The sequence below is a fragment of the uncultured Gemella sp. genome (assembly GCF_963537375.1).
GTDB lineage: Bacteria > Bacillota > Bacilli > Staphylococcales > Gemellaceae > Gemella.
This window is the reverse complement of sequence record NZ_CAUTDQ010000025.1, coordinates 1-14,781: the sequence shown is the minus strand read 5'-3', so window position 1 is coordinate 14,781 and position 14,781 is coordinate 1. Positions and strand designations below refer to the sequence as shown.

Annotated in this window: 13 protein-coding genes; 8 read left to right on the top strand and 5 right to left on the bottom strand. The window is 31.9% G+C overall.

Annotated elements, in window-relative coordinates:
- Positions 1-70 precede the first annotated feature (70 nt).
- Positions 71-2,713, bottom strand: a complete 2,643-nt coding sequence (gene adhE, locus RYK99_RS06040) for a bifunctional acetaldehyde-CoA/alcohol dehydrogenase (protein ID WP_314991001.1) — start codon at positions 2,711-2,713, stop codon at positions 71-73.
- A 731-nt stretch (positions 2,714-3,444) separates the two neighbouring features.
- On the opposite strand from adhE, the gene rpsF reads away from it, so the two are divergent.
- The 5 genes from rpsF to RYK99_RS06015 all read left to right on the top strand — a co-directional run bounded on the left by rpsF (position 3,445) and on the right by RYK99_RS06015 (position 7,229).
- Entirely contained in the window at positions 3,445-3,732 is a 288-nt protein-coding gene (gene rpsF, locus RYK99_RS06035; protein ID WP_027129919.1) for a 30S ribosomal protein S6, read from the top strand.
- Between the two features lie 13 nt (positions 3,733-3,745).
- Positions 3,746-4,315, top strand: a complete 570-nt coding sequence (locus RYK99_RS06030; RefSeq protein ID WP_314990999.1) for a single-stranded DNA-binding protein — start codon at positions 3,746-3,748, stop codon at positions 4,313-4,315.
- Between the two features lie 23 nt (positions 4,316-4,338).
- On the top strand, positions 4,339-4,587 hold the full coding sequence (gene rpsR / locus RYK99_RS06025) for a 30S ribosomal protein S18 (RefSeq protein WP_003148047.1): 249 nt from the start codon (positions 4,339-4,341) through the stop codon (positions 4,585-4,587).
- Between the two features lie 105 nt (positions 4,588-4,692).
- The gene (locus RYK99_RS06020; protein WP_314990997.1) at positions 4,693-5,910 is read left to right on the top strand and encodes an HD domain-containing protein; all 1,218 of its coding nucleotides are present in this window, start codon (positions 4,693-4,695) and stop codon (positions 5,908-5,910) included.
- Positions 5,911-6,152: 242 nt separating this feature from the next.
- Positions 6,153-7,229 carry an iron-containing alcohol dehydrogenase family protein gene (locus RYK99_RS06015; protein WP_003147975.1) on the top strand — a complete coding sequence of 359 codons (1,077 nt, stop codon included), beginning with the start codon at positions 6,153-6,155 and terminating at the stop codon, positions 7,227-7,229.
- Positions 7,230-7,282: 53 nt separating this feature from the next.
- Here RYK99_RS06015 and RYK99_RS06010 read toward each other — a convergent pair whose 3' ends face one another.
- Positions 7,283-7,858, bottom strand: a complete 576-nt coding sequence (locus RYK99_RS06010) for a DJ-1 family glyoxalase III (protein ID WP_314990995.1) — start codon at positions 7,856-7,858, stop codon at positions 7,283-7,285.
- 267 nt (positions 7,859-8,125) lie between these two features.
- Positions 8,126-8,671 (bottom strand): ribosome hibernation-promoting factor, HPF/YfiA family, encoded by a 546-nt coding sequence (gene hpf, locus RYK99_RS06005; RefSeq protein ID WP_314990993.1) that lies wholly within the window; start codon positions 8,669-8,671, stop codon positions 8,126-8,128.
- Between the two features lie 290 nt (positions 8,672-8,961).
- Between hpf and RYK99_RS06000 the strand changes: the two genes are divergently transcribed.
- From RYK99_RS06000 to RYK99_RS05990, 3 genes are all read left to right on the top strand, one after another.
- Positions 8,962-10,500: a DEAD/DEAH box helicase gene (locus RYK99_RS06000; RefSeq protein WP_314990991.1), complete on the top strand. Its 1,539-nt coding sequence runs from the start codon at positions 8,962-8,964 to the stop codon at positions 10,498-10,500.
- 3 nt (positions 10,501-10,503) lie between these two features.
- Complete coding sequence (locus tag RYK99_RS05995; protein WP_314990989.1) at positions 10,504-11,100, top strand: ComF family protein; 597 nt, start codon at positions 10,504-10,506, stop codon at positions 11,098-11,100.
- A gap of 166 nt (positions 11,101-11,266) precedes the next feature.
- The gene (locus tag RYK99_RS05990; RefSeq protein ID WP_314990988.1) at positions 11,267-12,508 is read left to right on the top strand and encodes an MFS transporter; all 1,242 of its coding nucleotides are present in this window, start codon (positions 11,267-11,269) and stop codon (positions 12,506-12,508) included.
- Positions 12,509-12,556: 48 nt separating this feature from the next.
- Here RYK99_RS05990 and RYK99_RS05985 read toward each other — a convergent pair whose 3' ends face one another.
- Positions 12,557-13,471, bottom strand: a complete 915-nt coding sequence (locus RYK99_RS05985; protein ID WP_314990986.1) for a hypothetical protein — start codon at positions 13,469-13,471, stop codon at positions 12,557-12,559.
- A gap of 25 nt (positions 13,472-13,496) precedes the next feature.
- A complete protein-coding gene (locus tag RYK99_RS05980; protein WP_314990984.1) occupies positions 13,497-14,261 on the bottom strand; it encodes a M15 family metallopeptidase in 765 nt (254 codons plus the stop codon).
- Positions 14,262-14,781 lie beyond the last annotated feature (520 nt).

Genomic DNA, 14,781 nt, shown 5'->3' with positions numbered 1-14,781 from the left:
TGCTTCTATTCATTACTTCATGGATGAAAAGAAGTATGAGTTTAATGTTCTGAGATTATGAATGAATAGCTTATTGATTTTCTACGAATTTTTTCTCATCAAATCCGAACCAAGCTGCTTCCATGATACCTTCCATATCTTTGATTAGAGCTAATCTTGGGTTGGCTGGAGTACATTGGTCTTCGTAAGCATCCATTGCTAAAGTAGGTAGAGCTGCTTTGAATGCTTCGTAGTCAACACCATGATCTCTGAAGCACATTGGAGTTCCTACACGTTTACCAAGTTCGAATACTGCTTGAGCATAAGAATCAACTGCTTGTTCTGGAGTATCAGCTTTTAGTCCTAACATACGAGCGATGTCTTGGAATCTTTCATCAGCTTGATAGTGTTCGTATTTAGGCCATAGAGATACTTTACCTGGACGAGTACCGTTGTATTTGATTACGTATGGTAATAATGTTGCGTTTGTTTCACCGTGGATAGTGTGGAATTTACCTCCGATTTTATGAGCCATTGAGTGAGAAATTCCTAAGAATGCGTTAGCGAAAGCCATACCTGCTAAACAAGAAGCATTGTGCATTTTTTCTCTAGCATCTTTGTCAAATTCTTTAACAGATTTTTCTAAGTTTTCGAATACAAGTTTGATTGCACGAAGTGCTAATCCATCAGTATAATCGTTAGCAAGGATAGAAGTATAAGCTTCAGTTGCGTGAGTTAATACGTCCATACCTGTTGAAGCTGTTGGTCTAGCTGGTACTGTTTGAACTAGTACTGGGTCAACGATTGCTACGTGTGGAGTGATAGCATAGTCAGCTAATGGATATTTTTTATCATTTTCTTTATCAGAGATTACTGCGAATGGTGTAACTTCACTACCTGTACCAGAAGTTGTTGGAACAGCGATGAATTTAGCTTTTTGTCCTAAGTGAGGGAATTTTACAGTACGTTTTCTGATATCTGCGAATTTTTGAACTAATTCTTTGAAGTCAGCGTCTGGTCTTTCATAGAATAACCACATGATTTTAGCTGCGTCCATTGGAGAACCACCACCTAGTGCTACGATAGCGTTAGGTTTGAATGTATTCATGATTTCTAATCCACGTCTTACAGTTGTGATATCAGGGTTAGGTTCTACTCCAGCGAATACTTCGTATTGAACTTTATTTTTACGACGGTTTAATTGATCGATGATGCGTCCTGCAAAACCAAGTTTAACCATTGATTCGTCAGTTACGATCATTACTCTTTCTAAACCCTCCATTTCACTTAAATATTTGATTGCGTTTGGTTCGAAGTAAACTTTTGGAGGTAATTTGAACCATTGCATATTGTTGTTTCTACGACCGATTAATTTGATGTTTAGTAAGTTAACTGCATTTACGTTACCAGATACTGAGTTGCGTCCATAGCTACCACATCCAAGAGTTAGTGATGGGATGAATGCATTGTAAACATCTCCGATTCCTCCGAATGTAGAAGGTGAATTCCAAACTACACGACAAGCACGAACTACTTTACCAAATTCTTCAGCAACTTCTTCGTTTTGAGTGTGGATTGCTGCAGTGTGTCCTAGACCATTGAACTCAACCATTTGTCTAGCTTTTTCAATACCGTCTTTTGTGCTGCTAGATTTTAATACAGCTAATACTGGAGATAATTTTTCACGAGTAAGTGGTTCTTTAACTCCAACTTCGCTACATTCAGCAGCTAAGATTATTGTTCCTTTTGGTACTTCGAATCCAGCTAATTTAGCGATTTCTGTAGCTGGTTTACCAACGATTACAGAGTTTAATTTAGCTCCGGCACAGTTTTCAGAGTTTGCTTCAACACCGAATAATAAGTTTTCTAATTTAGCTTTTTCTTCTTTAGTTACGAAGTGAACTCTGTGAGATTTCATAAGTTTAACGAATTCATCGTATAATTCTTTATCAACGATTGCAGCTTGTTCACTGGCGCAAATCATACCATTGTCGAATGCTTTACTTAATACGATGTCGTTAACAGCTTGTTTAAGTTTAGCTTCTTTGTGTACATAAGCAGGTACGTTACCAGCACCAACACCTAGAGCAGGTTTTCCGCAAGAGTAAGCTGCACGAACCATTGCGTTACCACCAGTAGCAAGGATTGTAGCTACACCATCGTGGTTCATTAAAGCGTGTGTTCCTTCCATAGATGGTTTTTCAATAAATTGGATACAGTTTTCAGGAGCCCCTGCTTTAACTGCTGCATCACGAACGATACGAGCTGCTTGTTTAGAACATTCATTTGCAGATGGGTGGAAACTGAAAACGATTGGATTACGAGTTTTTAAACAGATTAGAGATTTGAATACTGTTGTTGATGTTGGGTTAGTTGTTGGTACAACACCGCAAACAACACCAACTGGTTCAGCTATTGCTGTAAGTCCATCAACGTCATCTTTATCGATTACTCCAACAGTTTTAAGATCGCGCATGTAGTTTACAATGTATTCACATGCATAAAGATTTTTAATCGCTTTGTCTTCAACAACACCACGGCCAGTTTCTTCAACAGCTGCAACTGCTAACGGTCCGTGTGCTTCAAGAGCTGCAACGGCTGCTGCTTGAACTATTGCATCAATTTTCTCTTGATCTTCAATCTTTTTGAATTCATCTAAAGCAACTAATGCTTTTGATACTAACGTATTTACTTCTTCAACTGGATCTACAGTTTGTAATTTTTCTTTAGACATGATATTTTACTCCTTTTAATTCAGGAATTTATAACAGAAATAATGAGAATATCTGTAAAGTATAATAGTGGATAATTATCATTTTATTTTTGTTATAAACACCTCTTATTTGTTTACATTTATATTTTACACCTATAATTAACCGATGTAAATACTTGTTATATAACTAAAAATCTAGATAAAATATATATTTTCATATAAAATTTGAATGTACAAATTAATGGTGTAGGTATTTTTGAATTTAATATTATATTTCTGTTATATAAATAAATTACTTTGATAATAATTGTTTTCAATGTTATTTTACATTATGCAAAATAATTATTATATAACAGATTGTGGAGGGTATTTTTGTTTTGGATAGTTAAATATAATATTAAAAATAAAGTTTCATATATTGATAACGTTTATCAATTAATATTAAAAGGTATTCTGTATTATAATAGAAGAAAAAGAATAACAAGTATATTTATCGTAGTCTAACTTAAGAAGTAATTAAATTGGTGAGGGAGCTAGAATGTAATTTTTTCAGTAAATATTTAACATGAATTATATTTATGATTTACTTATATTTACTAACGACGATTAAATTAAAAAATATTTAAAAAATACATAGTTATTAGTTGATTTTTATTTTTAGAATTGATATAATAATCGCTAGAGTAATTTTATTACTCCTTACTCTCTAGTAAACTAGAGAGTCGCAAAGACCAAAAGGAGGTAACACACACATGAGAAAATATGAAGTAATGTTTGCTGTTCAACCACGTATCGATGAAGAAGCTAAAAAAGCTGTGGTTGATAGATTCGTAAATATTCTTTCAGAAGGTGCAGAAGCAGTAGAAGTTAAAGATTTAGGTAAAAAACGCCTAGCTTATGAAATCGAAGACTTCAGTGATGCTTACTACTATGTAGTAGAATTAACTTCAGAAACAGATGCGTCTACAAAAGAATTCGATCGTTTAGCAAAAATTAGCGATGACATCATCCGTCACATGGTAGTAAGATTAGAAAAATAAGGGGTGAAATACTATGGTAAATCGTGTAGTATTAGTAGGTAGATTAACTAAAGATCCAGAATTAAGGTATTCTAGTTCGAATCTTCCAATGCTTTACTTCTCAGTAGCTGTAAACAGAACATTCACTGACCAAAATGGTCAAAGACAAGCAGACTTTATTAACTGTGTAGCTTTTAGAAAGCAAGCAGAAAATATGGCACGTTTCTTAGGACGTGGAAGTCTGGTTTCTGTTGAAGGTAGAATACAGACTAGAAATTATCAAGGTAAAGATGGAAATACAGTTTATGTTACTGAAGTAGTAGCAGAAAGTGTTCAATTCCTTGAATCTAAAAACAGCTCACATAGTAGACAAAACAATGGTTTTGACTCAATGAGTTTTAATCAACCTCAATCACAACCAGCGTATAATAATAACAATCAAAATTATTATAACAATACTAATCAAAACTTCGGACAAGCTAATTCAGCTATGCAAGATTTTATTAATGATAGTTCATCATTTTCTGACTTTGGGGAAAACTTCCCAAGCAATTTAGATGATGACTTCATGCAGGATGTAGTAAATCCGTTTAAAGAAGACTAAAATTACATAGGAGGACATGCACAATGGCAGTAAATAACAATCGTCGTAACAACATGCGTCGTCGTAAAAAAGTATGTTATTTCACTAAAAATAACGTAGAATTTATCGACTACAAAGATGTAGAATTACTTAAAAAATTCATCTCTGAACGTGGAAAAATCTTACCACGTCGTGTAACAGGTACTTCAGCTAAGTACCAAAGAATGTTAACTACAGCAATTAAAAGAGCTAGACACATGGCACTTTTACCATACGTAGTAGACGAAAAATAAGAATAAAAGTGAAAAAGATGAGCTTAGGCTTGTCTTTTTTTTGTGCTTTGATATAATAAGAGAGAAATGTAGTAAAAATTATAGGTTATGATAGGGGGAAAAGGGATGGAATTAAAAAGGTTAGATGAAACTAAGGTATTAAAAGATCCAGTGCATAGTTATATTCATATTCATTATGAAGTGATTTGGAATTGTCTTGATAGTAAGGAGTTTCAAAGATTACGTCGTATTAGACAATTAGGAGGAGATTTTCAAGTTTATCCAACAGCGGAACATTCAAGATTTTCTCACTCGTTAGGGGTATATGAGATTGTTAGAAGGATGGTAACTGAGATAAAGTCTTTATGTGTTGAGTTAACTGAATATGAAAAAGTATGCGTGATGCTTGCAGGGTTGTTACATGATGTTGGACATGGTCCGTTTTCCCATGCATTTGAACATGTAACTAATCATAGTCATGAGGAATATACAGCGAAAATTATATTGGGGAATACTGAACTTAATTCTATTTTACGAGCAGTATCTAAAAAATTGCCTGAAGATATAGTTTCTATTATTCAACATACTCATGAAAATGATATATTGAATCAGATAGTTTCTGGACAACTCGATGCTGATAGGATGGATTATCTACTACGTGATTCTTACTTCACAGCTACTAGTTATGGGCAGTTCGATTTAGAAAGAATATTGCGTACGATGCGTGTTAGAAAAACGAGTGAAGGTAGGAAGGTAATTGTAGTAAAACATACTGGTATCCATAGTGTTGAGGATTATATTATGGCGAGATACCAAATGTATTGGCAAGTTTATTATCATCCTGTAGCTAGAAGTTATGAAGCAGTTTTCATTCAGCTGTTCAATAGATTAAAAGACATCTTTAAAGATAATAAAGATTATTTTGGAGATATGAAAGTGTTAGTTCCATTTTTAGAGAAATCTGAGGTTAGTGAAGAAGAGTATTTCAGATTAGATGAGAATTCGTTATTATACTGTTGTGCTCTTATTCAAGATAAAGCTGATGCGATAGCTGCAGACTTAGCGAAAAGATTGCAAAATAGAAAACTTTTCGAGTATGTAGATTATAATGAAGAGAATTTAGCTCAAATTCAAAATATGCTACGTGAGAATGGTTATAATGAACAATATTATTTAAGGATAGAGAATGTGGAAGCGAGTGTCTATAGCCCGTATAAAGGTAGAAAAATTTTAATTGAGAAATTAGATGGACAAATAGTTGCTCTTGAAAAAGCGAGTACTATCGTTGAATCTATAACAAAAGGTCAGACTAAAAAAGAGGGAACTATATTTTTCCCAAGATAAAATAAAATTTTTAAGGTAATATGGAAGTGTTTGGAAAGAGAAATGTGCTCTTTTGATAAGAAATACTTCTATGTTACCTTGTTTTATTATTGGGTTTAAAGAGTATAATTTTAAATTTTTATAATAATTGTCAGAAAATGAAATATTTTTAACTTACTATTGATTTTAGTTTTCGGAAATGTTATAATCATAATTACATTATAAAAAACAAAAATAAATTAACAACAAAGGAGAGATGTAAAATGTTTGAATTAGCAAATGTAGCGAGACCAGGGGTAAGTGAATATATTTCAGGAAGTGGGGCATTGTCTGCACTTGATAATAGATTAGAAGGGTTTAAAACTCCTTTGATTGTTACTGGAGAAAAATCTTACGCGGCGTTTACAAAGTTTTATAAAGGAAATAGAGAATTTAGAGTAGCAAAATATGATGGATCGGCATCTTTTGAAGATATGCAACGTATTGCAGATGAATTTGGTGAAGGTGTTGACGTAGTTCTTGGAGTAGGTGGAGGTCGTGTTATCGACACTGCCAAAGGTGTAGCGCAAAACTTAAACGTTGAGTACATGACAGTACCGACAGTAATCGCAACTTGTGCACCTTATGCGCCTGTAGCTGCGGTTTATCACCCAGACCACACATTTAGAGAGGTTGCATACTTTAAACGTACTGCATATGCTTGTGTGGCAGACTTAGATTTATTATTAGAATCACCAAAAGAATACTTCGTAGCAGGTATCGGTGATACTTTAGCTAAATGGTATGAAGCAGTAGTTTTAGTAGAAAGAAATAATAAATTTAACGATCCGTTTGTAAGAATGGGATTAGAAGCAGCTAAAATCACTCGTGATGTACTTTTACGTGATGCTAATGGTGCATTAGAAGCAATGGAAAAAGGTGAAGTAACAGAAAGTTTCAAAAATGCTGTAGACACAGTATTCGCTATCTCAGGTTGTGTTGGATGCTTCGGTGTTCACTATGGACGTATGGCAGGAGCTCACGCAGTACATAATGGTATGAGTTTAGTTAAAGAAACACACTCTGTGTTACACGGTACAAAAGTATCTTATGGTATCTTAGTTCAATTACTTGCTGAAGGTAAGAGAGAAGAAGTTGAGAAACTTGTTCCATTCTATAAAGACAATAACTTAGCTTATAACTTAGCTTGTGTTAATGTAACTGAAGATGTAGAAGAAAAAATGAAGAAAATTGCAGAATTTGCAGCTAGTGAAAAAGAAACATTCAAACTTGCAGTTGATGTTTGTACACCAGAAGTTGTATTTAATGCGATGAAAGAATTAGAAGAATTAACAAAATAATAAAATGATAAAAGACCTCGGATAAGTTAATCTGAGGTCTTAATTTTTGTGTTTTATAAGTTGTTTTTTAATACTGGCACTAGCATAGCGTTGCTAATGTTTTGTGCAGTATCGTCTTGAAGTAGATAATTAACGATTTCATAACCGAATAGAATTGCGACAGCTGGTCCTTGGGCAGTAATTACATTTTTATCAACGATTACCGCTTTTTCGTTATTGTATGTTTTACAGTTAATTTCTTTATCGAATCCTGGATAAGAAGTTACTTCTTTATCTTCTAGTATACCCGCTTTGCTTAAAACGATAGGTGCGGCACAGATAGCTGCAACAAGTTTTCTGTTATTATACATTTCTTGATAAAATTTAATTATTTTATCGTTGTCGCGAAGTAGTGCGCTTCCAGGCATTCCACCAGGGATTACTATAGCGTCGTAGTCAAGGATGTTGTCGATATCGTTAATTTTTTTATCTACTATTATTTTCACATCGTGTGAGCTTGTTATGTGATCTTCGTTGTTGGCAGAAATTAGATCAACATGAATATTAGCACGGCGTAATATATCTAGAGGTGCGATAAATTCTAATTCCTCACTTCCATTTTCAACGAATAAAGCAACTTTTTTAGTCATAAAAAATCCTCCTAATGGGTATTGTATATAAAATATTATAATTCTATGTTCTCTTATTGTGGTGAAGGACGCTTCCTACATATCCTTTTGCAAAGCAAAAGATATGTAGGTGTCGCAAGTTACACAAAAATAGAAAATAGAGAAAAGTTTAAATGAAAAAATCATTTTATTTACTTATCATTTCTTATTAGTTTTATTTTATTGTATTTATAAAGAAAAATCAACCACCTACGGAAGATGGTTGATTAAGTTTAAACTCATTGTTAATTATTTAGAAATTTCTAGAACTCCGTATCCAGTGTCACGGCGTTTGTATACTACTGAAATTTCGTTTGTATTGCTGTCTAAGAATGCGAAGAAATCGTGTCCTAGAAGTTCCATTTGGAATACAGCTTCTTCTCTTGTCATTGGTTCTACTTTAAGTTGTTTAACTTTACCGAAATCTAATGCAGTTTCCTCAGCTTCTTCTAACTCGTTAGTAAGAAGATTTTCTTCAACAAATCCTTTTTCACGTCCTTTTCTATTGATTTTAGTTTTCTGTTTTCTCATTTGACGTTCAAGTTTATCTACAACTAAATCAACAGCTGCGTATAAGTCTTCGTTAGTTTCTTCTGCACGAAGTGTTACACCTTTAAGTGGCACAGTGATTTCAATTTTTTTCTTATTATTTTTGTATACTTTAGCATTAGCATAAACGTTTGCTTCTAAACTGTCAGCAAAGTATTTTTCTAATTTAGAAACTTTGTTTTCAACATACTCTCTAATTGCTTGAGTAATCTCTAAATTTTCTCCTCGTACTTGATATCTTAACATTTTAAAGCACTCCTTTCATAAAGTAGCCTAACTACTTTATAGGGGGTTCCCCCTCTTTTTATAGTTTTATTATACCACTTTTTGATAACGTTAGCAATATAGTTTGCATAAAAATGTCACTTTTATAAAATGGATATTTATTTTGCTTTATAAATATATTTTTGTTAAAATAAAATTAAATATAGCAAACATAGAAGTTAGAAAGAATTGTAGAAGCTTAAAATGTTAACTAAATGAGTAAAAATAATCTGAAAATTTAATAAATATTTACAGATAAGGAGGGGAAAAAAATGTTTTTTAGGGAGTACTGTGAATTTATAGAAGCACTTTATGTAATTTACTATTCAAAAATGGATGATTATGAGAAAAAAATTTATTATAGAAGAATCAAAGAGAGTTATGATAGTTTTGAGAAAAGAAACGATGATTTTGAAGAAATTTATGATGAGATAACTACAGGAGCAGTCTATACTTTGAAAGAAAGTGATTTAACTTTTTTGAAGAAGTACAATGGGCTGTTTTTGTCTATTTCTAGATTACTCAATTTAAAAATTAAATTACACTGTTTAGATAATTGTCCGTATATCCAAAAGTTGTATTCAGTTGAGTTGGTAGGGGATAAGTATCATTGTTTACAATGTGATAATAGAGATCAAAATTTATTTTTTAGTTTTGAAAATAATAATCTGAAGACTACGTATTGTAAGAGATGTATTGAATTTGGAAGAAGTGATGATAATTTTATAAAATTTCATGTTAATATTCCAGTATCGAAAATTGAGGCACCTAAGCGACCAAGTGTAAAATTGAGTGATATTCAGGAATTAGCGAGTATAAGATTGGTAGAGAATACTAGAAAAGGCTTAAGTACACTAGTTTGGGCTGTTTGTGGAGCGGGAAAGACAGAAATAGTTTACGAGGTAATTTATCAAGCGATCCTGGAAAATAAAACTATTTGCTTAGCTATTCCAAGGAGAGATGTAGTTAAAGAATTATTTGAAAGATTTTCTTGTGATTTTAGTGGTTATCCTATAAACGTCTTACACGGAGAAGAGAAGGTACTAGAAGAATCAAATTTTTATATAATGACTACTCACCAACTTGTGAAATACTACAATTATTTTGATATAGTGATAATTGATGAGGTGGATGCTTTCCCGTATTCAGGAGATGAATGCTTAGAAAATGGCGTAAAAACAAGTTTGAAAAATAAAGGGGTATTTGTGTTTTTATCAGCTACACCATCAAATAAAATTAAGGCTAGTGTCGATGAAATTATTAAAATACCTATAAGATATCATAGATATTTGTTGCCTGTTCCGAAAATTAAAATTGAAAAGACAGAGGTGTTTGATTTCACGAAGAAATCCAAATTTATAGAAAAATTTATAAAAGATAGGTTATCTAAAAATAGACGAATTTTGATATTTGTCCCTGAAATAGGAATGTGTGAGACGGCAGTACTTTATCTTAAAAATATTTTTTCAGACGATATTATTATAGATTTTGTGTATAGTGAAGATGAAAATAGAAGCGAGAAGATTAGGAAGTTTTATGATAGGAAAATAGATATTCTTGTAACTACTACTATATTAGAACGTGGTGTCACTTTTGATTATCTAGATGTGATAGTTTTTGATGCAAAACACATAAATTTTACAAAATCGGCATTAATTCAAATTTCGGGAAGAGTAGGAAGAAAGGATTATGATAATAGTGGGGATGTAGTATTTTTATCGGATAAAATTAGCTGGGAGATGAAATCGGCGATTAAGGAAATAGAATACATGAATAACCTGGCTAAATATAGGAAATTAAATAGGAGGTAGATTATGAATTGTAGTTTTTGTGGATCAGAAATTAGGAGTAAGTTAGGTTTCGATACAATTTTCAAAACAAGAGAAAAATTTCAACTGTGTGCTGAATGTAAGGGACATCTTGATATTAATGTTTTGGAAGTAGGAGAATACACTCTTTATTATTTCTCCGATTATGAGTTTGTCAAAGATGATATTTATTCGATAAAATATTTTGGAGATGTAGCGTGTGCGCTGAAGTTTAAAAATTTGTTTAAACAATTTCTATCTTTAAATAAGTTTGATTTGATAACGATTGTGCCTGCTAATGAGATTCGGGAAATTATACGTGGATTTGATCATATCGAACAGCTATGCAAAGTGTGCGACATTAATTTTGAGAAGATACTAGGCTGTGAATATAGAGAAAAACAGGCGAAACTTCATAAAGAGAGAAGGGAGAATAAATACTATATTCTATCCACTGTTCCTAACATGGAAAATATTAGAAGTATGTTGATTATAGATGATATATTTACAAGTGGTAATACCTTACTAGGTTGTGCTAAAACTATAAGAGAATTTTATCCAAAGATAAATATAAGTTTTCTGACATTATCGAAAGTAATATAATAGTAATCTGAGTATTTTTTTCTTAACAACTTAGATATTTGTGGTATAATGTTAAAGTTGATTTTAAATGTTGTCTTAGAAAGGTTAAGTTCAATATTTTATTAAATTATTATTTAAATTATACAGTTAGGAGATGGTTAAAACAAAAATTTTATTTTCATTTATAATGATCGCATTAATTTTAATTTTAGTAGTTTTCTTATCAAAGAAATTTGAATTAAATAGAGATCAAATTATTATATTTTGGATATTAGTTTTATTTTGGTCGGCAATAAGTATTATTAGAGCGTATAGAAAATTATATGCTATAACGTCGGTTGAACAAGGTGGACTTTCGTTAACTCCGGTACTTGCTGCACAGATTGCTGCAGGTTATGGACTTATGAGTTTAATTGTAAGGTTGCCGATGTTTTTAGCGAGTGATATTTTTAAGAGAAGAAAAATATTCGTACAGATCTCGTTATTTTTACTAATTGTAACATCATTTTTAGTTGCATTTAACGGAAGTTATGTGACGCTATACCTATCTTCATTATCTTTAGGTATAAGTGCAACAATGCTTGCCTTATTTAATGTTATTTTCTCAGAAACATTCTCGAGAGATAAGGCTGCGGTATCAGTTTCGATATTATCTGTAGCACCGTTATTAGCCGAATTTATCGCTGCACCGATACAATACGTTTTCACTATGAATACATATAAACACTTTGATTATATGTGGATAGTAGCAGGGGTTATAGCGGTAGTAACGTTCATATTATCATTTATGATGAAAGATTATCGCCCAATCGATAGTGATTTCTCATTTGATAAAGTAAAAGTAGTAATTAAGCATAAGAGTTTTATTTATATTTGTTTATTAGCATTGTTACTTTCATTTATTAAATTCTCAACAAGTGGTGCTAATATGATAGCTTATGGTAAAACAGAGCTAAACATGACGCCACTTATGCTTGCGTATATGGATGCAGTCTTTGCTGTCCCTCAGCTTATTGCAGGGGTTCTTGTGGGAGTGTATTTCACTAGAAAATGGGGTATTCAAAAAACCTTATTATTCTTATTAGGTTGTTCATTAACATTCTATGTAATTGCACTGTATGTAAATAATCCGTATGTTATTTATTTCAGTTACATCCTTAACGGATTAGGGTATGGAGGTGCATATAACGCACTGATTTCACTTGCTATGCAATATTTTGATAGAGAATACCGTAATGTAAGTATGGGGATATATCAAGCATTCTTCGCATTAGGAATTTATTATGGAGATTATGTTTATGTATGGATTGCTAAACATGTTAAAAATGGTTTATTTGGTTTCACGCAAAGTAAAGCAATATTCTTGATAGTAATAGGAATAACTCTAGTAAGTATGCTTATGGTTAAGATCAAAGTTAGAGATAATTAAAAAAGTTGATTCACGATTTTGTGAATCAACTTTTTTGTTTTGAATTTATTATCCGATTAGGTCGGCTCTTATCCAACCATTACTTCCTCCGTATGAAACATAAGCCCATGCTTCACCTTCTGAGTTTACTTCGATATAGTGTTGGTAAACAGAACGTCCTACTGGAATAGCAGTAATGATACTACTTGAGTCGTTAGAAGAGCTTCTTAAGTTAACCCCAGCTGATGGTCTAACATAAACTGTACGTTCATCACTACGACGACTTCCAGAACTTGAAGAGCTAGAAGCTGAAGGTTTAGAAGAACTTTCTTTAACGATAATAGTTTCTTTTTCTTTAGCTTTTTCGTTTAAACCATTAACAGTGAATGTACGTTTAAATTCTCCTGTTGTTTTAAGTTTTAATTTGTTTACTGTATTTTTATTTAATGAAATAGTTACTTCTACTTTGTCACCGTTTTTTAAATTACTTTGTTTATCAAATGAAATATCTGGGTTTGATAATAAGTTTGAGATTTCCGCATTTGAGTTAGCAACTTCAGGAACTTTTTTGATATCAACTTCAGGTTTTCCTTCACCTTCAGCACCGTATGTTACAAAGTTTACTTCATATGTAGCTAAGTCGACAACATTTTCTTTTTTCAAGAATTTATTATAACCGAAGTATAATCCTACAACTAGTACTACAAAAGTGATGATAGCTGTTAATACAACTGGAATAATACTTTTCTTTTTCTCTTTAGGTTCTTCCATATACATAGGAGGAACGTTGTAATTTTGTTGTTGGTTATTATAATCTTGAGGTTGTTGATACTGTGTGTTTTGGTATTGAGTGTTTTGATATTGCTGATCATAACCTTGATTATTGTATTGAGTGTTATCCATATTTGGATCGTAATTGTAGTTAGGATCAAAATTTTGATTATTGAAGTTTTGGTTGTTTGGACCTTGACTATTTCTATTCATTTAATTCTCCTTTTTTAATAATATTTTAGTTAGCGTAATCTCCACCAGGAGCGTTTAGATACTCTTCAAGTGAAATATTTTTTTCGTGGATTGTTTTAGCGATGTCTTCTCCGACGTAACGGATATGCCAACTTTCTTCCATATAACCAGTTTTATCTACGAATTCTGGTTTGTATCTAACGATATATCCATATTTATGTGCGTTATTTGCTAACCATTCAGCAGCCTTTTTACTCGCTTCGTTAGTTCCGTCTGATCCTAGTAGTTGACCTTGATTGTCGATAAGGTCGAATACTAAACCAGTCTGGTGTTCGCTGTATCCAGGACGAGCAGAGAATCTATCTGCTTCTTGTTTTCCATGAGCAGCTACATAATTATTGTAAAGCCCAGCTTGAGTATCGTAAGCTCTGAAACCTGATACTTGGTTAGAAACGTTAAGTCCTAATGCTTGAGCATCAGCAATAAGTTTATTGACTTTTTGTCGAGCTGTAGGATCTTCTCCTGGATTATAGTTAGCAGGTAGTGGATGTTTTTTGTTAGCTAAAATAATACCGTTGATAACTGTAGGTTTAGTAACAGTTTCTGGAGTTTTACCCATAGTTGATGATTCATTTTCACCGTTTTTATTTTTATCGTTTTCTTTATTAGTAGAAGTTTTAGAATCCTGTTTTTGATTAGAAGAATTAGGAGTTGTTGCTTTATCATCTTTAGTTAAATAATAAAAACCACCTAAAGCGACAATTAAAACTACTAAAGTAACTGTAACGATAGTAATAATATATTTTTTCATAAAAAAATAACCCTTTCTTTAAGTATAATAAATGCATTTAATTCATAATATTAATGCAAAAAAATATAAATACTAATTTAAATATATCTCTTATTAAATATGATAAGTTGAATAGCGTTTTTTGTCAATTATAAACAGTCATAAACAATGTTTAAATTGAAATTTTATAATAAATATAAGATAAATAGTATTTGGTAGATATTTGTATGAGACGATTAATTTCTATAGAGAAAACGTAAAGTGGGAGTAAAAAGAAAATAAATAGAACTTTGTGTAAAGGGAATAGATTCGTGTATTTCTTATTTAAAGCATTTGGAATAATTGTAGGTTTGTGGAGTGCTATAGGGATGAAAGATTCAATGAGAACTAATAAAGGAATTCAGTGAATAATAATATCTATAATACTTATAATTAAATGTATATGTGTCTGGAACAATTTCTAGACAACAGTTCTAATATTTTTATTTGTACATTTGTAAATGATGTGAGACAAAAAAAGTTAAAAATAAATACCTGATAT

Excerpts from the sequence above, each read along its gene's own strand:
- adhE (WP_314991001.1), bottom strand. The coding sequence starts at position 2,713 with ATGTCTAAAGAAAAATTACAAACTGTAGATCCAGTTGAAGAAGTAAAT.
- rpsF (WP_027129919.1), top strand. The coding sequence starts at position 3,445 with ATGAGAAAATATGAAGTAATGTTTGCTGTTCAACCACGTATCGATGAA.
- RYK99_RS06030 (WP_314990999.1), top strand. The coding sequence starts at position 3,746 with ATGGTAAATCGTGTAGTATTAGTAGGTAGATTAACTAAAGATCCAGAA.
- rpsR (WP_003148047.1), top strand. The coding sequence starts at position 4,339 with ATGGCAGTAAATAACAATCGTCGTAACAACATGCGTCGTCGTAAAAAA.
- RYK99_RS06020 (WP_314990997.1), top strand. The coding sequence starts at position 4,693 with ATGGAATTAAAAAGGTTAGATGAAACTAAGGTATTAAAAGATCCAGTG.
- RYK99_RS06015 (WP_003147975.1), top strand. The coding sequence starts at position 6,153 with ATGTTTGAATTAGCAAATGTAGCGAGACCAGGGGTAAGTGAATATATT.
- RYK99_RS06010 (WP_314990995.1), bottom strand. The coding sequence starts at position 7,858 with ATGACTAAAAAAGTTGCTTTATTCGTTGAAAATGGAAGTGAGGAATTA.
- hpf (WP_314990993.1), bottom strand. The coding sequence starts at position 8,671 with ATGTTAAGATATCAAGTACGAGGAGAAAATTTAGAGATTACTCAAGCA.
- RYK99_RS06000 (WP_314990991.1), top strand. The coding sequence starts at position 8,962 with ATGTTTTTTAGGGAGTACTGTGAATTTATAGAAGCACTTTATGTAATT.
- RYK99_RS05995 (WP_314990989.1), top strand. The coding sequence starts at position 10,504 with ATGAATTGTAGTTTTTGTGGATCAGAAATTAGGAGTAAGTTAGGTTTC.
- RYK99_RS05990 (WP_314990988.1), top strand. The coding sequence starts at position 11,267 with ATGATCGCATTAATTTTAATTTTAGTAGTTTTCTTATCAAAGAAATTT.
- RYK99_RS05985 (WP_314990986.1), bottom strand. The coding sequence starts at position 13,471 with ATGAATAGAAATAGTCAAGGTCCAAACAACCAAAACTTCAATAATCAA.
- RYK99_RS05980 (WP_314990984.1), bottom strand. The coding sequence starts at position 14,261 with ATGAAAAAATATATTATTACTATCGTTACAGTTACTTTAGTAGTTTTA.